The 22,890-nt window shown below is 45.5% G+C and carries 11 protein-coding genes; 5 read left to right on the forward strand and 6 right to left on the reverse strand.

Annotated features, from left to right (window positions below):
• Positions 1 to 57 precede the first annotated feature (57 nt).
• Positions 58 to 468: a VanZ family protein gene (locus F0231_RS00960; protein WP_367613450.1), complete on the forward strand. Its 411-nt coding sequence runs from the start codon at positions 58 to 60 to the stop codon at positions 466 to 468.
• Here F0231_RS00960 and F0231_RS00965 read toward each other — a convergent pair.
• From F0231_RS00965 to F0231_RS00980, 4 genes are read right to left on the reverse strand one after another with little or no spacing between them, the layout of a single operon-like run.
• The gene (locus tag F0231_RS00965; RefSeq protein ID WP_171757843.1) at positions 449 to 1,360 is read right to left on the reverse strand and encodes an ABC transporter permease subunit; all 912 of its coding nucleotides are present in this window, start codon (positions 1,358 to 1,360) and stop codon (positions 449 to 451) included. The genes F0231_RS00960 and F0231_RS00965 overlap by 20 nt on opposite strands.
• Positions 1,361 to 1,414: 54 nt before the next feature.
• Positions 1,415 to 2,254, reverse strand: coding sequence for a transporter substrate-binding domain-containing protein (locus F0231_RS00970; protein ID WP_171757844.1), 840 nt, complete (start codon positions 2,252 to 2,254; stop codon positions 1,415 to 1,417).
• A 12-nt stretch (positions 2,255 to 2,266) separates the two neighbouring features.
• Entirely contained in the window at positions 2,267 to 3,061 is a 795-nt protein-coding gene (locus F0231_RS00975) for an amino acid ABC transporter permease (protein WP_171758077.1), read from the reverse strand.
• Between the two features lie 5 nt (positions 3,062 to 3,066).
• Positions 3,067 to 3,783, reverse strand: coding sequence for an amino acid ABC transporter ATP-binding protein (locus F0231_RS00980; protein ID WP_171757845.1), 717 nt, complete (start codon positions 3,781 to 3,783; stop codon positions 3,067 to 3,069).
• A 311-nt stretch (positions 3,784 to 4,094) separates the two neighbouring features.
• Between F0231_RS00980 and aroG the strand changes: the two genes are divergently transcribed.
• Together aroG and F0231_RS00990 are read left to right on the forward strand one after the other, a co-directional pair.
• Positions 4,095 to 5,150 (forward strand): 3-deoxy-7-phosphoheptulonate synthase AroG, encoded by a 1,056-nt coding sequence (gene aroG, locus F0231_RS00985; protein WP_171757846.1) that lies wholly within the window; start codon positions 4,095 to 4,097, stop codon positions 5,148 to 5,150.
• A 553-nt stretch (positions 5,151 to 5,703) separates the two neighbouring features.
• Positions 5,704 to 18,315: a retention module-containing protein gene (locus F0231_RS00990; protein ID WP_171757847.1), complete on the forward strand. Its 12,612-nt coding sequence runs from the start codon at positions 5,704 to 5,706 to the stop codon at positions 18,313 to 18,315.
• Positions 18,316 to 18,379: 64 nt separating this feature from the next.
• On the opposite strand, the gene F0231_RS00995 is transcribed toward F0231_RS00990, so the two are convergent.
• On the reverse strand, positions 18,380 to 18,991 hold the full coding sequence (locus tag F0231_RS00995; protein ID WP_171757848.1) for a TetR/AcrR family transcriptional regulator: 612 nt from the start codon (positions 18,989 to 18,991) through the stop codon (positions 18,380 to 18,382).
• Between the two features lie 109 nt (positions 18,992 to 19,100).
• On the opposite strand from F0231_RS00995, the gene F0231_RS01000 reads away from it, so the two are divergent.
• Positions 19,101 to 20,261 carry an MBL fold metallo-hydrolase gene (locus tag F0231_RS01000; RefSeq protein ID WP_171757849.1) on the forward strand — a complete coding sequence of 387 codons (1,161 nt, stop codon included), beginning with the start codon at positions 19,101 to 19,103 and terminating at the stop codon, positions 20,259 to 20,261.
• Between the two features lie 150 nt (positions 20,262 to 20,411).
• The gene (locus F0231_RS01005) at positions 20,412 to 21,659 is read left to right on the forward strand and encodes an MFS transporter (RefSeq protein ID WP_171757850.1); all 1,248 of its coding nucleotides are present in this window, start codon (positions 20,412 to 20,414) and stop codon (positions 21,657 to 21,659) included.
• 30 nt (positions 21,660 to 21,689) lie between these two features.
• Here the strand turns inward: F0231_RS01005 and F0231_RS01010 are convergent, their stop codons facing one another.
• Entirely contained in the window at positions 21,690 to 22,793 is a 1,104-nt protein-coding gene (locus F0231_RS01010) for a mechanosensitive ion channel family protein (protein WP_171757851.1), read from the reverse strand.
• Positions 22,794 to 22,890 lie beyond the last annotated feature (97 nt).

Consider the following 22,890-nt stretch of genomic DNA (forward strand, 5'->3'; position numbering starts at 1 on the left):
CTGCATTATTCATTTATATTGATACGCTCATTTTATTATCAAACTGAGAGCGTATAAGTGACGTTAGAGTTGGTAAGTCGCCGGTTAGGTGTCTTTATTCTTGTTGGCTTGCTGAGTGGATTAGCATCGATGGCCAAGTCGTTCGATATCTACGGTGATGTTATTCGTAGTTTGGAAACTTCTCTTGGTGGAGCTTGGGTTTTACACACGGTTATCGCCCTGTCTCTTGGTTTTCTTGCTGCTTGGTCAGCACCTAAGTATTACTACTCCCAATCTAAACTTCGCCTATCTCTTTGGGTTTGGGTTCTTCTTTTAATGGTTGTAGCCGATGAGGTGTTACAAGCATTCAACCCTCTTCGACAGTTTTCTTTTGTCGATCTAGGTATCAATATTTCCTGTGTGCTAACCGGGGCGTTGATTTATCACTGTTACCTATTTCTTTCTATAACTAACGAGTCAGATGTTTAGTGCTTCGTTGCTCCAGCTTTCTGAATAACAAAGATAACGTAAGGCACAACGCCAGATAGGCAGCGCCTACAATCAGCCATATCTCGAAAATCAGTCCTGATGAATTCGCCATCTCTGTTCCAACAAACGTCATCTCCTGAATTGAAATAAGCGAAACAATAGAGGTGTCTTTGACCAGTGAAATCGCTTGTCCTGCCAGAGCGGGAGTGATTGCAGCCAGCACTTGCGGGGCGATGACGTAACGATACTTCACCCAAGTGGATAAGCCCAATGAATCCGCTGCTTCCCACTGACCTTTAGGGATATTGTTCAGCCCTGAACGAACCACTTCTGCAACGTAAGCCGCTGAAAGAATCCCGACACACAGAACACCGGAGAGTAAATTTTCCCATAGGTTGGCTGGCCCAAACATAACGGCCTGCACTGCGTTAATGTCGCCGTGGTGATCGCGTAAAAGCGAGTCTAACCCAAGTAAAGGGATAAGCTGATTAGAAACGAAAAAGTAGAAAATGAATACGAACACCAATGGTGGAATGTTACGAATGAGCTGAATAAAAGCATTAGCGGGTAATCTAAACAGTGTCACCTTTGATTGTCGTGCGATGCCTATCAATGTGCCAAGTGTCAAAGCGAGAAACATACCCCAAACACTGATTCTGACAGTAGCAATAAGGCCTTGAAAGAAATAAGGCAGTGAACCATCAGCCCTTGGTGTAAAAATGAGTGACCAAGCATCGGCCCAGCGCCAGGTGTAGTTCACGCCCACGATTGAACGTTCATAGATCCAATAGCTTGCGAGTACAATCAATACGAGTAAAGAAAGATCCAGCTTGTTGACGGAGAACTTAAATTTGGCAGAGGGTTCTGCGGGTAGGGCTTTGCTTTTGGTCACTTGTAATCTGTTCCTAGAAAGTGAGCCCTACTTAGAGTAAGTAGGGCACATTTATTATTGGCCTGAGGCGATTTGATCTTGCCAGTCTAAAGTAGAGAACCAGTACTCATAGCGCTCTTTTAACCATCCATCTTGAGTACGAGCATCAATCCACTGATTGAAGAACGCCGCTTTATCTTCCTCGCCTAAACGAACGGCAAACGCTTCATTGCCTTTTGATAGACGATCGGTAAATGGAATAAACAACTTATCGCTGTTTTTAACCGCTTCATGTTCTGGCTTAGGGCTAGATGCAATAACAGCATGAGCATTACCGTTTAGCACTTCTTGGAACGCTTGAGCGTCGTCATCGAACTGAAGGATTTTTGCTTTCGGGAAAGTTTCACGTGCTACCTGAACAGTGAATGCGCCGCGACGTGCGGCAATTTTTACTTTGCGTGAGTTGAAGTCGCTGAACTCAGAAAAGCCTTCGGCAAGCTCTTTACTTGCTGCGACTTGAACCCCTGAATGTGAGTAAGGAGAAGTGAACAGAACGCTTTTTGAACGTTCAGGGGTAATACTCATACCGCCAATGATGACATCAAACTTTTGAGCAAGTAGCGCTGGAATGATCCCATCCCAAGCGGTAGGAACGAACTCTACTTTCCAACCTGAATCTTGAGCGAGTCGTTTCGCAACATCAATTTCAAAGCCAATCAGCTCACCCTGTTTATCACGCATTGCCCACGGTACAAAAGTAGACATACCAACACGTAACGTACCGCGATCATTGATCTTATCTAGGTTCGGCGTGTCAGATGCCAGGCTTGGTAAGCTAATCGCTAACCCCAGCAATGCGGTAATGGCGGCCTTAAATCCTTTTGCTTTAAGCCAACTTCTTCCGATGTTTTTCATTGGTTATTTCCTTTATTGAGCGCGCCAACTAGCGCCAAGTTTGTGTTCCATCCAAGCAGAAAGCGCTGACAACGTGAGTGTCAGGGCTAAATATATTCCAGCGACTGTAAACCATATTTCAAATGGCATCGCCGTCTCAGAGACTATGTTACGCCCTTCTGTTGTTAAGTCGAAGATCGCCATCACACTGACAATAGAAGAGTTTTTAATCAGAGATATGACTTCATTGGTCAGCGGCGGTAAGGTCCGTTGCAGCAACTGAGGCAAGATAACATCGTAAAACGTATAAAACGGGTTAAGACCGAGGGACTTTGCCGCTTCAAATTGCCCTTTTGGGATACTGTTCAATCCACCTCGGAAAATTTCAGCCGTGTAAGCGCCCTGAAACAGAGCGAGTGCGAGAACGGCCGTCGAAAAACGGTCGAGGCCAATAACAGGACCGAACACAAAATAGAGTAGGTAGATTTGTACCAATAGAGGAGTGTTACGAACGATTTCAATGTAGACGTTAGCGATGCCTCGACCTACCCAAGAATTGGACAGCTTGAGCATGGCTGTGGTTAAACCAATAAGTAAAGTAAACCCTAAACTGATCGCAGAGATTTGAATGGTCACCATTAACCCTTCAAGCAATTCAGCAGGCCACCACTCTCCATCCTCAAAGAAAGCAATGTAGTCAGGAACGCGCTCCCACTGCCATCGATAACCCATGCTTTGAGCACCAGAATCAAGTAGCCAAGCTAAACTCAAGAAGAGAATGGCTATTTGAGCAAGTGCAGACAAAACTGGCCGAAAAACTCTAATCATATTCATCAATGGCTCAATATCTGTTGCAAAAATTGTTGCGTTCTCGGGTGCTTGGGATTTGAAAAGAGCTGTTCAGGCGGAGCCATTTCCAAAATTTCACCTTGATCCATAAAGATAACTCGGTCTGCGACTTTTCTGGCAAAGCCCATTTCATGCGTCACGCACATCATCGTGATGCCATCTTTGGCCAAATCAACCATCACATCTAACACTTCTTGAATAGTTTCAGGGTCAAGCGCTGATGTTGGTTCATCAAAGAGGAGTATTTCAGGCTGCATGCACAATGAACGAGCGATTGCGACTCGTTGCTGTTGACCGCCTGAAAGCTGAACGGGGTATTTATTGGCTTGCTCTTCGATGTTAACTCGTTTGAGAAAGTGTAGCGCTCGCTTTGTTGCCTCGCCTTTAGATAGGCGCAACGTGCGAATAGGTGAGAGTGTGAGATTTTCGAGTACCGTTAGGTGGGGAAATAAGTTGAAGTGTTGAAAGACCATACCGACTTGCCCTGCAGCGAGTTGGCTATTGGTTTTTTCCAAAACAGTGACATCGCCTTCACTGATGGCTTCTAAACCATTAACGGTTCGTATCAAGGTTGATTTGCCCGAGCCTGAAGGGCCACAAATTACTAAGATTTCGCCCTTGAGAACATTAAGTTTGATGTTCTTTAGTGCTTGAAAGTTACCATACCACTTATTGACGTTGTTAAATTCTATGGCGTTCATGCCTAAATTTGCTTTCCTTTTTAATTATTATCTTACCTTAGCAATATCAGAGTGATAATGCATCTTGTGCGATATGCTGAAGCGGATTTCTTTTGCCTTTTTTTCTAAATTAACCGTATGTAGTTTAAAATTTACAGGATGCGTAAAATGTAAAAATATACAAAATATTGCCTTTTATTGAAAATAGTGGTTGCAAGTGTCGTTTTTGCTAGATAAGTTACACAGAACAGGAACAATGAAGTACGAACGTTTTTGCATCACCTCAATTTGGGTGCCGCGTTCAGATATAGAGAAATAGGAAGAAGTAAGCAATGTTTCAAACTGATGATGTACGAATTAATAAGTCCAAAGAACTATTACCCCCAGTCGCTGTTTTAGAGAAGTTTCCAGCAACTGAATCTGCTTCTTCGACCACATTCCGTTCACGTGAAGCGATTTCAAACATTCTAAAAGGTGAAGATGACCGTCTTCTAGTGATCATTGGCCCTTGTTCAATTCATGATCCAGAAGCTGCAATCGAATACGGAAAGCGCTTGAAGGTTCTTCGTGATGAGCTTGGTGACCGCCTAGAAATCGTAATGCGTGTTTACTTTGAAAAACCACGTACAACGGTTGGTTGGAAAGGTCTCATCAACGACCCTTACTTAAATGACACATTCAAGATCAATGATGGTCTACGCATGGGTCGTAAGCTACTGCTTGATCTGACTGATATGGGTATGCCGACGGCGAGTGAATTCCTAGACATGATCACGCCACAGTACGTTGCTGACCTAATCAGTTGGGGTGCGATTGGCGCACGTACTACTGAGTCTCAGGTTCACCGCGAACTGGCTTCAGGTATTTCATGCCCAGTTGGTTTTAAAAATGGTACAGATGGCAACATTAAGATTGCTTCTGATGCGATTCGTAGCGCAAGCGCCTCTCACCACTTCTTGTCAGTGACCAAATACGGCCACTCTGCAATCATCGAAACAGCGGGTAACCCAGACTGTCATATCATTCTACGTGGTGGTAAAGAGCCAAACTACAGTGCAGATCATGTTGGTACCATCAAGCAAGAGCTAGAAGCATCAGGCTTGCCGAAAAAAGTGATGATTGACTTCAGTCACGCAAACAGTTCGAAGCAGTACCAACGTCAAATGGTTGTTGCTGAAGATGTTGCAGGGCAACTAGCTGGTGGTGAAGATGCGATTTTCGGTGTTATGATTGAATCTCACCTAGTTGAAGGACGCCAAGATCTTGTTGATGGTCAGGCACCAACTTATGGTCAGTCGATTACTGATGCATGTATTGGTTGGGATGACACAGACAAAGTACTTCGCCAATTAGCAGAGGCTGTTGAAGCTCGTCGTAACAATAAATAATTAAGACTCATTGAGTTTTAACTTTTAAAAGCTCCTTCGGGAGCTTTTTTGTTGCGGGTACTTTTTTGGGGTACAACAGTAACTGGTCTGAAGAGCTACTATTTACATAATTATTATAAATGCCGTGTTGTAAATGTCATATAGTATGGTATTCTTTATTTCGTAATGGTTCTCAGCGTAATGGATTGCGCAATTCAGGCTTTATGTTAGTTGACATATTATCGGGCATGTATGCCCGTTTTTTTTTCAACAAATTCCCTTTCCAAGCCAGTTCTTTACTTCGTACTCTTATTTACCTAGTTTTTCAGTGATTTTATTGTCTCTAAGTTGAGACTAAATGATCTTTTTTGCACTCAAAGTTTACTCTAAATCTCGTCAAAATCTCATTTTTCCTGCAATAACCTATACTTAGCTTTAGCTAGGTGGCCTTTAGATAAAAATAACAGGCTGTTACTAAAGATTTTTTTTGTTATTTTGTGTGAGAAAACACTTAAAATTACAACTAAATGTTTCGAGCCTTTTTAGTCGCAGCTAAAGAGGGGGAGGAGACTTTATGGACGTAGAAATTGTACGCCAAGCTGCTTTAGTAAAAGAAGTATCAGGGGAAGTTCTTGCTGTTGCCGTTGATGGAAAAGCGAGACAGCTCATGGTGGGCGATAGTATCGAGCTCAACGAGATTATTATTGCCTCTAACCAAGCCCAGTTATTGGTCGAGAGCCTCGACTCTGTCTTTCAAATCCAAGATAACTGTGTCAGTTGCCAAGATGATTCAGGAGCTTGGGATACCGCCTCTATTGATGGGGAGGTAAACTTCGATTACCTACCAGAAAGTGGTGAAGATGCACCAATAGGCCTAGATGAAGATGAATTGGCTGCAATTCAAGAGGCCATCCTTGCGGGCGCTGACCCAACGGAATTATTGGAGGCATCAGCAGCGGGAGCCGGAGGTTTAGGCTCAGCCAATGGTGGCTTTATAACAATAGATCGAAGTGGCGCTGAATTGCTTGCCAGCACCAATTTCGAAACCACCGGATTCTTTTCTGAAGAACCAGAAGATGACCGAGATGATGACCTTTCTCCTTTTATATTTGCCAGTGGCGGCGAAAGTTTAACGGTCTCATTATCCGAAGGAAGCCTGTCCTCTTCTTCCTCGGGATATCCTAGTTCTTCGAGCAGCAGCGTTACTATTTTTTCTGGTGGTCTTCCTCTCGACCCTGATTCATTCGTTCCCACTTCTTCCTCACTTTCCTCGCTTCTCGCTGAACTGAATTCTGATATCACCTCTGCAGGACAAGCCGTCTCGTTTTCCTACAACGCAGATACCAATACCATTGTTGGTCAGTTAGATGGCCGAACGGTTCTTAGCATTGATATTGAGGCAAGCAGTTCAGGTAAGGACGTTAGTTTAGAATTAACAACTACGATTTTTGAGCCTATCGATCACTCTTCCTCGGTAGGAGGCGGGCAAGTCTCTTTTGCCAATGACCAAATTACGATTTCCATTGAAATTGAAGGCGCTGATGCTGGTGGAAATCCGACTCGCTTACCTATTGAAGCTCAAGTCACTATTGCTGACGGCCTTGATCCTGTGATTGATTCGGCAGGTGGTGTCGATGTCTCTGAGTCCTTGTTAGCTGATGGCTCGCAGTCAACTGGTGAAGCGGTTGCAGCGACAGGAAATATTACTTTTAGTGAAGGCGGCGATTACGTAGCTGCTTTTCGTGTGGAAACCGGTCAGTTTAATACCAACGGTGAACTTAGCTCTGGCGGCTTAATCGTTGAACTGCGTGAAGAACCAACTGGTTCAGGCAATTACATTGGCTTTACCACGGACTCAGACAACAACGAAACACAAGTATTCACGCTCCGCTTTGATGATGCAGTAAAAGGCCAATACACCTTTACCCTGTTGGAAGCGATTGACCATGCCGATTCTGACGGCAACAACGACTATAGCTTCACTTTACCGGTTTACGCGGTCGATACCGATGGCGATACCTCAGCGACATCCACGCTTTCTATCACGGTGGAAGATGATGTGCAGGTAATGCACGTTGATCAGAACTTGAATGTTTCAGAGCCAGACAACGGTTCGGTTAATACTGTTAGTGCAGAAAACTTATTTGAAGCCAGCAGTGCAGATGGTGCAAAGATTACCCAGTTTGTTTTTGGTGATTATGACGCTGAGACGCTTGATCCTGACGTGGCGGGTGAGCAGAAATTTAGCTTTGCGGAAGGTGATTTGTACATCACGATAACAGGCGAAATGCGTTTTGAGCCTGCTCGTAACCTCGATCACACGGATGGTGATATCGTTAGAAACATTGTCGTGACGTCCGGTGACTTTGATAAAGATGCAGCAACGACAACCGTAACACTGACGATCACTGATGGTGACCAGATTCCCGTTATTGATGATATTCCGAGTGTGAAGTTGTCTGAGTCGGACCTTGCTGACGGCTCGGCCCCTACAAGTTCTCCTGTTTCTTTTACCGATACCATTGACGCTACCGTTGGCAGTGATGACATCGCTAGATTCCGTATCGGCACTGATGAGTTTAACCCTAATGGCACGCTTAAATCGGGCGGTTTAGAGGTTGAACTACGTGAAGACCCCGTTGGATCGGGTAACTATATCGGCTTTACCACCGATACAGATAAAAATGAAACGCAAGTCTTTACCGTAAGCTTTGATGTTACCAACAAAGGTAAATACACCTTCACCTTATTAGAAGCACTGGACCATGCTGATGCTGCTGAAAACAATACGCTGAGTTTTAATCTTCCTGTCTATGCAGTAGATACGGATGGCGATAATTCAGTAATGAAGCCACTTTCCGTGACGATTGAGGACGATGTTCAAGGAATGAAAAATCATACTTTGAGCATTTCTGAGCCGAATGATGGTGCAACGACCTCAACGGATACGGTTGATGTGATGCCAAAACAGAGCGCAGATGGGGCGAAAATTACCCAGTTTGTGTTTGGTGATTACGACGCTGAAACCCTCAAACCAGACGTGACGGGTGAGCAGAAATTCAGTTTTGCCGAGGGTGATTTGTACATCACGGTTGAAGGTAATATGCGCTTTGAACCTGCGCGCGACCTCAATCATAAAAACGGCGACATTGTGAAGTCTATTGTCGTGACGTCGGGTGATTTTGATAAAGATGCGCCGACAGCGAAGGTCACGCTAACCATCAAAGACGGTGATAACCCCGTTATTGGTGATGTTCCGAGTGTCACTCTGTCTGAAACTGAACTGAGTGACGGATCTGCACCGTCGAGCTCTCCTGTTTCATACACCGACACAATTGACGTAACCGTTGGTGGTGATGACATCGCAAAATTCCGTATCGGTACTGATGAGTTCAACCCCAATGGCACGCTTAAATCCGGCGGCTTAGAGGTTGAGCTACGTGAAGACCCAACTGGATCGGGTAACTATATCGGCTTTACCACCGATACCGATAGAAATGAAACACAAGTCTTTACTGTGAGCTTTGATGGTACAGACAAAGGTAAATACACCTTCACCTTGTTAGAAGCGCTGGATCATGCGGATGCTGCAGGGAACAATACGCTGAGCTTCAATCTACCCGTCTATGCGGTTGATACGGACGGTGATAATTCAGTAATGAAGCCACTTTCCGTGACGATTGAAGATGATGTTCAAGGAATGAAAAATCATACCTTAAGCATTTCAGAACCGAATGATGGTACAACAACGTCAACCGATACGGTTGATGTGATGCCAAAACAGAGCGCAGACGGTGCCAAAATTACCCAATTTGTGTTTGGTGATTACGACGCTGAAACCCTCAAACCAGACGTGACGGGTGAGCAGAAATTCAGTTTTGATGAGGGTGATTTGTACATCACGGTTGAAGGTAATATGCGCTTTGAGCCTGCGCGCGACCTCAATCATAAAGGCGGTGATATTGTTAAATCTATCGTCGTAACGTCGGGTGATTTTGATAAAGATGCGCCGACAGCGAAGGTCACGCTAACCATCAAAGATGGCGATAACCCTGTTATTGGTGATGTTCCGAGTGTCACTCTGTCTGAAACTGAATTGAGCGACGGATCTGCACCGTCGAGCTCTCCTGTTTCATACACCGACACGATTGCCGTAACCGTTGGCGGTGATGACATCGCTAGATTCCGTATTGGCACCGATGAGTTTAATCCAAACGGCACCTTGAAATCGGGTGGCTTAGAGGTTGAGTTACGTGAAGACCCAGTCGGATCGGGTAACTATATCGGCTTTACCACTGATACCGATAGAAATGAAACGCAAGTCTTTACCGTGAGCTTCGATGGTACAGACAAAGGTAAATACACCTTCACCTTGTTAGAAGCACTGGACCATGCTGATGCTGCTGAAAACAATACGCTGAGTTTTAATCTTCCTGTCTATGCAGTAGATACGGACGGCGATAATTCAGTAATGAAGCCACTTTCGGTGACGATCGAAGATGATGTTCAAGGAATGAAAAATCATACCTTAAGCATTTCAGAGCCGAATGATGGTACAACGACGTCAACAGATACGGTTGATGTGATGCCAAAACAGAGCGCTGACGGTGCCAAAATTACCCAATTTGTGTTTGGTGATTACGACGTTGAAACTCTCAAACCAGACGTAACGGGTGAGCAGAAATTCAGTTTCGCTGAGGGTGATTTGTACATCACGGTTGAAGGTAATATGCGCTTTGAGCCTGCGCGCGACCTCAATCATAAAAACGGCGACATTGTTAAATCTATCGTCGTGACGTCGGGTGATTTTGATAAAGATGCGCCAACAGCAACGGTCACGCTAACGATTAAAGATGGCGAAAATCCAGTCATTGATGATGTCCCGAGTGTGAATCTATCTGAGATTAATCTTGGCGATGGTTCTGCGCCAACCAATACTCCAGTGTCGTATAGCGATACGATTGACGTGACCGTTGGCGGTGACGACATCGCTAGATTCCGTATCGGCACCGATGAGTTTAACCCCAATAGTACGCTTAAGTCAGACGGCTTAGAGGTTGAGCTGCGTGAAGATCCAGTCGGTTCGGGTAACTATATTGGTTTTACTACCGATACAGATAAAAATGAAACCCAAGTCTTTACCGTAAGCTTTGACGCTTCAGAAAAGGGTAAATATACCTTCACCCTGTTAGAAGCACTGGATCATGCGGATGCTGCTGGGAACAATACGCTGAGCTTTAATCTTCCTGTTTATGCCGTTGATACCGATGGTGATAACTCGTTGATGTCTCCACTTAAGGTCACCATTACCGATGATGTCCCGGTTATTGAGTCATTGGCGAGTGGCAGCACGGTTCAAGTATCAGAAGATGTATTGGGTTCGAACGCGGCTTCAATCAGCGGTGCCTTTACAACAACGGAAGGGGCGGATCACGTTGCTCGCTATGAACTTATAAACCTTTCAACCACAGAAAATGGCTTAAAGTCAGGCGATGTGCTTGTCTCGATCACAAAAGTGACAGGCGTTGACGGTGCAACGACGTATCAGGGCAAAGTGGGTAATGAAGCGGTGTTTACCCTAGTTCTTAACCATGACGGTACATACACCTATACCCAACAAAAGCCCATTGACCATCCAGAAGGCGGAGACTCTTGGACTATCCCATTTGATGTTGTTGCTATCGACAACGACGGTGATGTTTCTGAGCCTCTTAGACTGCCAATTGAGGTGCTGGATGATAGACCGACATTAAGCGGCTTCACTGGGCAAACAACGGTGGATGAGGATGACCTCGCAACGATTGGTTCTGACCGTTCCGATGCTACTCATGTTAGCGGAACGTTCGATATTGATGATGGCGCAGATGGGGTGGTTGAATACGAATTGGTCAACGCTGACGCGATACTGTCTGGGCTGCAGTCTGGAGGTGAAGGGTTACAGTGGGCGGCACTGTCGGTAAGCGGCAGCGTTTATACCTACACGGCGCAAACCCTGTCAGGTGACGCAGTATTCACGATGACATTTGACGCCAACAGTGACAGCTACCGATTTGAATTATTGAAACCGTTAGACCATGTCAGCGGTAACGAGCAAAACACACAGTTGCTGAACTTTGAAGTCGTCGCAACCGACTTCGATGGTGATGTAACGACGAAGATCACTCTGCCTATTTCAGTTATAGATGATGTACCAAAAGTGACTGAACAGAGCATTACGCGTGTTGAAGGCCAAGGTTTTGGTGGTTCTGCTGTCAATATGTTTGAGTCTGCTTCAGATAAAGGGGCGGATGACGCCGCCCTTACTAGCATTCAAGGTACGACAGATAGTAGTGGGGCGAGCATTGTATTCCAAGGCCCGAAAGGCACCTATCTTAATTCTGTTGATCTTAATGAAGGGCGCCAAAATGTGCGAGTCTATGAGCAGACCACAGATGGTGATACCACGGATACTCGTCTGTTAGGTGTACTGCGAATTAACTCAAACGGAGAAGTCGAGTTTAAAGCGAGCAACTACCTTGAGCATGATGGCGATACCATTAGTTTCAAAGTCAATGTAACCGCTACTGATGGTGATTCGGACGTCTCTGTTGCTCCTCTCAGCATCACTATTACAGATAAAGAAGCGACGGCAATGTCACTCAAGGTCCAAAGCTTTGAGGATGCAGGTCGAGATGCAGCGATAAACTACGCTGATGGTGATGCCCCAGAGCGTGAAAATATTCAAGATAATCAAGGGCAATTGGCCGATTCACCAACCAAAATTGCCCTTAAAGTGAATCTGTACGACGATGATAACAATGAGGAAATTCATTCACTCATTATTAAAGACAGCGACCATAAAGGCACGTTCTACTACGAAGAAAATGGCGTTTTTCATAAGCTAGACGCCGATGCAAACGGTGACATTGTATTCGACTCACATCTCGCGCAAAGCTCGTCGCTGGTTGGAAAAAATACCATTGCGACGATTGAGAACCTCTATTTTGTGCCAGACCGTAACGACTCAACAGGTGGCGGTGGAGTTCGTATCAACTATGACCTTGTCGTTGGTAACAATGGCAGTGCAGACCATACGATCAGTTCGAACTTCAAAGTAGAGATCGAAAGTGTCGCCGATATAGCAACTTGGAATGATGACAACAGTACCTATCACTACAGTGTGAGTGAAGACGGCGATAATGTTCAAATTCAGCTTCGAGCTGACACTCAAGACGCGAGCCGCCCAGAAACCATCACCTATGAGCTCACACCGACGGAAGGGGCTGACCATTTCACTTTGTTGGATCGAAACGGCAATGTCATTGACCCAGTCGATGGCGTTTATGTGATTTCGGCTCGTGATATCAATCGAATTGAAGTTAATCCAGATGAGCACTACTCAGGACAAATTAGATTCCAAGCGGTAGCGATTACGGAAGAGAGTCGCAATGAATACAACGATGGCATAACCGATAAGAAAATTGCTCGTTCTCAGCCTCAAGAACTGATTATTGATGTTACGCCTGATGCCGACGCTGGCAACTTTAGCGTCAGTCGAATCAAGATCAACGAGGACAACGTTGATAACCCAGACTACATCGGTGATGGCGAAAACTATGAACCATTCACGCTGAGTGAAGTCATTACAATGAATCCATCGGTGGACACCGACGGTTCAGAGTCTTTGCATGTTCGCATTTCAAACATGACCGAGGGTGCGACGCTCAAATGGGTCGGTGACGGTGACAGTCAGATTGAGACCATCACAATCAAGGGTGTGGTTTACCAGAAGGTTCCGTACGATCTTCTTGATGAGGTTGAGGTAATCCCTGCAAAAGACAGCAACAACAACTTTAAGTTTGATGTCACAGGAGTGGTTAAAGACAGTGCATTGCTCTCTAGCGGTGTGACTCATGTTGATGAAGAAACGCTTGGAACTAAGACAGTTAATGTTGAAGTGACAGGTGTAGCGGATGTTCCAAGAGGTAATACCATTGGCTCTGAATGGACAGGCTTTAGAGATGGTGATGTCTCAGGTGTTCAAATAACGATTCAAGAGAACGAAGTGGCCGATCTTGACTTCACCGTTGTCTCAGGTGAGACAAGTCTGGATGGTTCAGAGTCTATCACGGTACTTCTATCTAACATCCCTGACGGTGTTGTGATTGAAGATGGTGACAACAACGTTATCGATCTTAACTTTGCTGGCTATGAAATTGGCGCTGATGGTAACCCTGACCTAGCGAAGCCTATCTACGAAGCCAATATTACCGGGCTGAACAACACGTCGGGTATTGTGGTTAAGCCTGTCTCGTCTTCAACCGAGAACATTCATATCAAGGCAACGATCATCGTGACCGAAAACGATGGCCATACCCTAAGCTTTGACCAAGAAGTTCGAGTCAAGGTCGCGCCAGTCATTGATACCGATGCCCAATACAGTAACATCACCAGAGGACAAGAAGATTCTCCGATTAACATCGACTGGCACCCGACAGGGAAAGCGTACAGTGATTCGGACGAGCACTTCACTTCCATCGTTATCACGGGTGTGCCTGATGAAGCGTCCGTAAAAGTGAATGGCGCTGTGGATTGGAGTTTTGATACTGATAGCGGCACGATTACAATTCGTCCTCTTGACGATCAGACGCCCGCAGAATTTACGCAGCTCGCACTTAAAAACAACTTTATTCAAATAACGCCACCAAAAGACTCAAGTACCGACTTTGATCTATCGACTACGGTTGAGATTGAAGAGCGAGACCATGAATACACCAGCGATAACATTGTTGGTGAAGGTGGGCGCGTGACAGCCACAATCAAAGGGGAGATTACCGTCAAAGTCACTCCGATTGTCGAAGATAAGGATGACGACAATAAGTTAGTGGTACAGAATGAGAACAACGATGTTTTAACCAAAGTCGTTGCAGACGCAGATGGTGTTATCCATTTCACTATTAATGAAGCCTCCTCTGGAACACTTAACGAGCATGTGATCAGGTATCAAGAGACCGATGCGACCGACAGTCAGTATGAATCGCAAGAGTCAGTGACGCAGCTTGTTGTGCAGTTTGATGATTCGCAACTTAATCTAATGGACCAGCTGTTTATTACTGGTGCGGTCTATGAAGGCGGTGGTCGCTGGGTAATTACCAATGAAAACCTCTTTAGTGTCAAAGCGCCAAATGGACTCGATCTGACGCCTGATAATAACTCGGACGACAAGAGTGATGTATACAATGACATCGATCTTACCATCTATGCACAAGTGGTCGATAAAGGCGATAACGGCAATAAAAATGGTGTTGTCGCAGAGCGAGAAACGACGGTTACTCTCTCTTTCCCAGAGGTTGTTAATGGGCAAACCACCGTTGCGGGTGTGGTTGATATTGTAGACGGAAGCATTTTGACGGCCACGGAAGACTCGGAGTTCAAACTGGGCAATGAACTCATGTCGAATGGTATCCTAACGGTTAAGTCTCATGATGACGTTGAAGATTCAGTTACGATTGTTATTGATGACTCGTTCAAAGTGAATGGTGAAACCTTTGCAATATCGGTATCAGGCTCTCAAGTCGACTTCACCAACGGGAAGTTTGTTTTCTCTGGCACACTCGATAGTTCTGGCAATATTACTGGGTTAGAAGGACTCGTTCTTACCTTACCAAAAGACTATTCCGGTGATTTCAAGTTACCGATCACTGTCGTGACCACTGATAGTAAATCTGGGCATGAAGAGTCAGTGACTAAGCCAGTGACTATCCATGTTGATCCCATCGCCGATGTGGGGTTGGATGCGTCATCCATCTCACTAGACATTGTCGACTCACTTGATGATCAAATGAACTCTCTCCCTCAAACAGGGGCAGAAATTAAAGGCTTCGAAGATAGCTATATCAAGCTGAGTCTAGGCTATGACTTGTTAGATAAGGTCACAGGTGATGAGGGCGGCAGGGAAGTACTTTCAGAGATCACTCTCACACTTGCCGATGGCCAAACGGGTGATTTTTATGACCTAAATGGAAAGAATCTTGGCGATTCGGTGACGTTTACTCAGCAGCAGATTGAAGATGGTGCCTTGAACAATATTCTGTTCAAACCGGCGGATAATTACCCTACGGGCAACGATGATAATACGATTCGTGTCAATATCTTGGGCAAAGTGACCGATACCGCGACGTTTAATGAAGCAAACCCAGACACGACGTCTTCGCACACTGACAGCTTTACCTCGAGTGTCACCTTTGATGTTGAACCGGTTGTCGACAATGTTGTAGTGACGGGAACGGGTCTGAATGATCAGACAATTGAGTTCTCGGGTGAAGAAGATCAACTCATTTCATTGGGAAGTTCAGGGCCGGTGTCCATTGCTTTAACGGATACTGACGGTTCAGAGTCATTTGTCTCGATTAAATTAACCAATGTGCCTGAAGGATTCTTGCTCAAAACAGACCCTAACAGTGAGTATACTGTTAAGAACAATGGTGGCGGTGAATGGAGTGTAAAACTGCCTTCTGGTTCTTTAGACACCTTAGATCTGAGTGTTATCTCTGTTCAACCTCCTCACAACTTCAGCGGAACCGCGGAGTTTGGTATCAAAGTGTACACTCAAGAATCGTTGCTCGGTATCCCAACAGAGGCGGCGAACTTACCTAACTTTAAGCTGACGGTTACGCCAAAAGGCGACGCTGTTGATATTGATGCTGACAAATCCGTATCGGGTTTAGAAGGTGAGCCAATCGATATCAACATCAATGCGTTCGTGACTGATAACGAATTATCTGCGAAAGGTAGCGGCATCTTTACAGAAAACGCGGCAGAGACGATTCGAGTTGAAGTCACCAATGTGCCGGACGATGCCCAAATATACTATCCAGATGGTGTGACGCTGGCCGATTACGACGCAAGCACTAACACGTGGACGCTTGATGTATCTGCGACAAGTCTCGATAAAATCATCTTTAATTCAGGTCAGCACAATAGCGGCGGTACTGAGAAAGGGATTAATGGTCCAATCCATATTTCTGTCCAAGCGGTTGATAAAGACGCGAGTGGAACCGAGTCGCTTGGTCCTAAGAGTGAATTTGACGTCGCACTGACGATTGATCCTATCAATGACCAGCCTGTGTTCACTAAAGTAGAAAATCTTGCTACATCAGAGGACATCGCTGGTGGACTCGCGATTACATCCCTATCCATTGCGGATGTGGATGTAACGTATGATGATCCTGATGCTCAGTACACGTTAACACTGCAAGCTGATAGCGGCACATTCGAGTTTAAGAGTGATACCAATGTTACTTTCACGATAAACGCGAACGGAGCGCTTGTTATTGTCGGTAAGCTGGCGGATGTAAATAGCACGATCGCCAGTGGAAATGTGATTTTCCACCCTGCTGCAAGCAGCAACGATCTCAATTCGAATGGTCCAGTGACTGTCACCGCAACGGTTGATGATGGTGGTAACAACGGAGCTATCGACCCGCTTGACCCTACTACTGCATCGACGAATCAAACGACGTTCACCATCAATGTGAGTGAAGTGAATGATGCTCCTGTGGCTGGAAACCTAGACCTAGGAAGTGTGGCGGAAGAGGGCACTATTCAGATCACTATGGCGCAAATTATTGCGGCAAGCAGTGATATTGATGGTGACACGATTTCAGTTGATTCCATATCTGTCCCGGCGGAGCAAGGCACGTTGACCTTAAACCCAGATGGTGTGTCATGGACGTTTGAGGCAGCGCAAGACTTCAACGGTCAAGTGACGATCTCGTATGTGATTGAAGACAACGGAACAACAAATGGTTCCAATGACTTCTTGCGTGATAGTGGCCAGATTTCGCTTAATGTTACGGGTGTGAACGACAAACCTGTGATTGATCTAACGGATGTGACTACGGTAGTTTCGGAGTCAAGTGGCCAACTGATTAGTGGTATTGAGGTTGCTGACGTCGATTACGTTGGTATCCATTCTGGAGACTTGATGACCGTGACGCTCAGCGTAGATTACGGTCAACTTACTGTCGCGAAACCTGCGGGTTCAGGTGTGATGATTTCAGGTGACGGTACGGGTAGTGTGTCAGTGACGGGTACGTTAGCCGAGCTCAACGCACTGATTACTTCCCCAACACCGCCGAGTGGTGTTTACCTTGACGCGAGCCTATCACTAGCTGACAGAATCAACCTTGATGTTTCTGCAAGAGACAGTGGTAACCCGTCGGGCCTTGCCTTAGATGCAGACTCGAAAAGTTACGCGATTTTGGTTACGCCTGTCGCCAATGCGCCAACACTCTCTATTGATCCAGCAATGAGTTATGTACGCAATATCATTGCTAGCCAAGCAGCAAGCTTTAATGGGATTGCTTTGGTCGGCATTATGGCAGCGTTGACGGACTCAACAGAAACCCTTGCGCTTGAGATTACAGGGCTACCAACCGGAGCGAGCCTGACAAGCTCTATGAGTGGCATTACCTATGATCCAGCCACACAGGTGTGGACGGTACCAGCAGATGCCGTTGCCGATCTAGAAGTAAGAAACGCGGTTGTTGGTGAACATACTTTAAGTGTGGTGGCCGTATCAGAAGAGAGTAATGGGGATGTGGCGAAGTCGGCCCCAATTGAACTCAGCGTTGAGGTTGTCGTCGATAACACCGATATTGATCAGTCCCTTTCTACCGATTCTCATCAATTGATTGGAGAAGGCTACGACTCGGTACTTACTGGTGGCTCAGGCGATGATCTTCTGGTTGGCGGCAGCGGCAATGATACGTTAGTCGGCGGTGCTGGAAATGACACGTTACTAGGCGATGAGGGCAATGACGTCCTTGAGGGTGGACTTGGTTCGGATATCTTAACCGGCGGCACCGGAGAAGATGTGTTTATCTGGCACCATATTGATAATGGCGCTGTTGATACCATTACCGACTTTAGCTTGATGGAAGGCGATAAGATCGACCTACGAGATGTCTTACCTGAGCTCAAAGAAGCAAATATCGATATGCCGACACTACTTGAGCAGCTTAATGCGAAAGTGGTGGATGGAGATAATATTGAGTTAACACTCCACCCCGGTGGAGAGGGAAGTAGCGAGCAAACCATCTTGGTAGAAGACTTAGCTCCTCAACTGACACTCATGGGCAATGCGTCCTCAGATATTGTTTCGGCGCTTTTAGATCAGCACGTCATAGTGCATGACAATGTGTAACGAGACACAATAGTAAAACGCCCTTAAAGAGAGAGTCTTTAAGGGCGTTTTTATTTTTATCCAGTTATTTTTTGACTGCGTAGGTAGAGACAAAACTGAATACCGCTTGTTCTACCGTTGCTTGTACCTGCTCGCACGTCGGTGGTGGCAGGTGGGCGATAAGCTGAGGCCAAAAGAGAATAGCTTTGATGCTGCCAATGAATTGCTCGATGGCCAGTGGGATATCGGAAATCTCAAGCACTCCTGCCTCAGTTCCTTGCTTAGCCCATTTTTGTAAACCGTAAGAGTCTTCTATCGATTCGAATTTCGACACCAAGACTTTAGACGTCTCTTCGCATCGAATGCATTCTGCCATGACAAGGCGCGCGGTAATCTGAAACTCTTCGTTGTTGATGTAGCACATTTGCTTAAGCGTTAGCTCAGTAAGCTGTTTTTCGATTGACACAGAAGGTTCAAATTCGACCTCGTACTGGTCATCAAAGCGACACATTAACTTATCTACAATAACTTCAAACAGAGCATCTTTGTTTGGATAGTATTTGTAAAGTGTGCGCTTCGAAACGCCAGCATGTTTAGAGATACCCTCCATACTTGCTTGCTCAAAGCCTTTTTGAGAAAAAACTTCGATGGCAGATTTAATGATATCTTCTTGTTTTATATCGCTTCTTTTAATCATCACTCGATTCCAGCCTAAATAAAGTAAACGATGGTGTTTACTTTTTTATTCGCAGTAACTAAAGTATACACCATCGTTTACTTTCTTGGATAGCGTATAGGTCATGAAAATGAGTAATGTGATTAAGACTTCAGTTATTTCCGCTTTAGGTTTCTTAGGTTACAACCAATTTTGCAACAATGATTTGAGTGAATCGCGTCAACAGAGCTCAGAGCTTCGTGCAGAACGTATCGAGCAATCGAATCAGTTTCATGCAGGAAAAGCGATTACTCGCATGCCAAGCGTACCAACGCAAGAAAGTATGTCATCAGTGATGTGGCAATTCTTTTTTGAGCGCGGTGCATTGAAACCAAGCCAAACATTACCCCATCAGCCTGTGGATCTTGAACGTTTAGCTGAGCGCAGTGACGAGGTGCGTGTGACATGGTTGGGTCACTCGAGTCTATTTATCGATATTGACCAAACTCGAATATTGGTTGATCCAGTCTTTGAATACGCATCCCCTTGGATTGCTAAGAAATTGTTTGGTCGTAATGTTGATGCTCCAACCAACCGAGATGCTTTGCCTACGCCGGATGTTATTGTCATTTCTCATGATCACTACGATCACCTAGAAGAGTCGACCGTTCGTTACTATGCAGACAAAGATGTAATGTTCTTTGTGCCACTGGCTGTTGGTCGCCATTTAGAGTCGTGGGGCGTTTCACCTAATCAGATCAAAGAGTTTGATTGGTGGGAGTCCGCGGGGTTTAACGGCGTGCAACTGATTGCGACACCAGCTAACCACAACTCTGGCCGTACAGGCTTTGACTCAAACAGTACTTTGTGGGCATCTTGGGTGATCAAAGGCAAAAATGGTTCACTGTTTTACAGTGGTGATACGGCGTATGACACCCACTTCAAGCAGATTGGTGAGAAGTATGGGCCGTTTGATATGGCCTTCATTGAAGTTGCAGCCAATGTGAAAGAAGGGAAAGGGTATCCTGTTGAGAACTGGGGTCACATGCAAGCCAGACATACCATGCAAGCTTTCCTAGACCTTGATGCGAAAAACTTGTTCCCAGTCCACTGGTCGACGTTTGAGTTGTTTGCTCACAAATGGGACGAGCCGATGACAGATTTGATTGCGGAAGCGAACGTGACGGGCGCTAACCTTGTGACACCAATGGTCGGGGAAACCTTGAATCTTAATGGTGAGATTAAAACCACATACTGGTGGCGAGAACAAGCGTTCAACATTGCCAATGTGGATTTAAGCCTTCAAAACTAAGCCACTATTTTTACTTAAATTTCAAAGCCTTTTCTATTTTGCCTGCCTCGTGCAGGCTTTTTTCTATTCGCACTATGAACCACTTTCGTTTATCCCATTTGTTTGTATACTGGCGCTATAACACATATGCAACAAGTTAAGGAGAACGTCATGAACAAGGAACAAAGTCTATTTCAATGGGAGCGAATCAAACGTTTTAATCTTCCCGTCTGGACTGTCCTTATTGGGGTTCTGATTGCGCGAACCAGCTTTTTCATGGCTTGGCCTTTCTTAGTGGTTTTTCTTTACCAAGACTATAATGCCAGTGCAATTGAGGTCGGGAGTATGTTGGCTGCCGCTTCGTTGCTGGGTTCTGGTGTCGGGCTCTATTCGGGTTACCTCTCTGATAAATTTGGTAGAAAATGGCTCATGGTGCTCGGCTGTGTTATCGCTTTTTTCGCTTATTGTGGGATTGGTCTGGCCGATCAAATGTGGCAGTTCTATGTGTTGGTCTTAATGACGGGCTTGATGCACCCTCTGATTGATGGCCCTGCCAAAGCGGTGTTAGGGGATTCACTCGCTGATCATAAAGACAGAGAGCTTGCGCTTAATATCCGCTATTTTGTACTTAATATCGGCGGTGCTATCGGGCCATTACTCGGTGTGACACTTGCTCTTGCCAACCCCCAAGGGTTGTTTCTCGTTACAGGTTTTACTCACCTAGCGTATGCGTTATGGATCATTTTTGGTATTGAGCGTAAGAAAGATCGAACAGATAAAGAGGCGAATGGTTCAGTCTTGCCAAACTTTCGCCAGACAATGAAAGTCATCAGCCAAGATAAGATATTTGTTCTGCTGTTGATGGCAAACTTAATGCTGATGTTTGTCTACGCTCAGTTAGAGTCGTCAGTTCCTCAAGTGATTGTTCGAAGCGGTATTGTCGATGCGGCAACTCTGATTGCGATGTTGATGTTCGTCAATACCGTTACAATCGTGTCTCTGCAGTTTCCGCTCCTCAAGCTGTTGGAAAAGCTCCCTTTGTTTACTCGCACACGAATCGGTATGGTGGCAATCATGTTTGGTCAGTTAGCCTTCATGGTATCGCCAAATGATTCCACGTTAGGTTGGGTGATTGCGTGCTTTATTGTCAGTGTGGGAGAAGTGATTACCTTCCCAACCATTAACGTGCAGATTGACCGACTCGCTCCAGCTCATTTGCGCGGTTCTTACTTTGGCGCGACGGGAATCTATACCCTTGGTTTTGCTATCGGGCCACTGGTAGGCGGCGCAATGATTGAGTGGTTAGGATCGACTTGGCTGTTTGGGCTCTGCTTTGTTGTCTGTATTGCGATGATTTGGCTCTACTTTGTGGCGCAAAGAACGGAAGATACCATCGAGAGAGAAGTGGCATTGCAGTAGCCGTATCAACGACTACTGCAATTGTGACTATTAAGAGTTCAATAGCACTGGTGAGTCAGTCTCACCCGCTTTTTGGGGCTCAAGTTGAATCGTCTGAGTTGGAAAGGCGATGTCTGCGCCATGCTGACGAATGATCGCATAAATTTGTAGTAGTACATCCTGCTTCACTTCGTGGTAACGAATCCAGTTTACGGTTTTGGTGAATGTGTACACTAAAAGCGTGAGAGACGAAGGAGCAAAGCCATTAAAGTTGACGATTAAGGTTTGCTGCGAATCGATATCTTGATGGTTTTCGAGCATGGCTTTGATATCCGCAACAATTTGCTCGACCTTCGCTCCATCTTGATAACGAACGCCAATGTTCTCATTGATTCTTCGGTTTAGCATTCGAGAAGGGTTTTCAACCACTATGTTACTGAACACCGAGTTAGGCACGTAAATTGGTCTCTTATCGAAGGTACGGATAATGGTCATGCGCCAGCCAATTCTTTCTACTGTGCCTTCAATCTGGCGGTCAGGGGAGCGAATCCAATCCCCAACTTTAAATGGGCGATCAAAATAGATCATCATTCCACCAAAGAAGTTAGACAGTAAGTCCTTAGCTGCCAAACCGACTATCAAGCCACCGACACCACCAAAGGTGAGAAGACCTGACAGGCTTAGACCGAACGCCTGCATGACGGTCAGTGCACCAATGACAATGAAGAACAGACGCGACACTTTAGCGACTGCTTGTACTGTGGTTTCATCCCGTTTCTTTTGCGCGAGTACGTACTCTTCAATGTTGTTGATGAGACGCATGGTTATCCATACGAAGATGGCGATGACTAAAATAAGCTTTAACGTGCTTAACCAGTTGAGCTTAGATCCCATGTAATCTTGGAGAATGAAACCGAGCGAGATGGTGGCAGGCCAGCACCAAATGAGTGTACTGACTGGGGTTTTCAACGCCGCTAAGGTGAGATCGTCCCAGTGGAACTGAGTTTTGCTAACCAGCACTTCTAAACGGCCGTAGACAATTCGCCAAATCACCCAAGCGACAAGGCTGGCAACGGTTATCAGCAAAACATTGGTGTCCCACGTTTGCAGCATCGCCTCGATAGATGGCGGTAAATGTGTGAGTAACTCGTTCATTTTTCGATTCTATTTCCAAGTTTAGTAGCGTAAGTATAAGTCTTTACCTATACCCTAACTAGTCACTTTGTATTGTTGGTTTTTCTTACACGGTTAG

The sequence above is a fragment of the Vibrio sp. RE86 genome (assembly GCF_013114545.1).
In the GTDB taxonomy this organism is placed as follows: domain Bacteria; phylum Pseudomonadota; class Gammaproteobacteria; order Enterobacterales; family Vibrionaceae; genus Vibrio.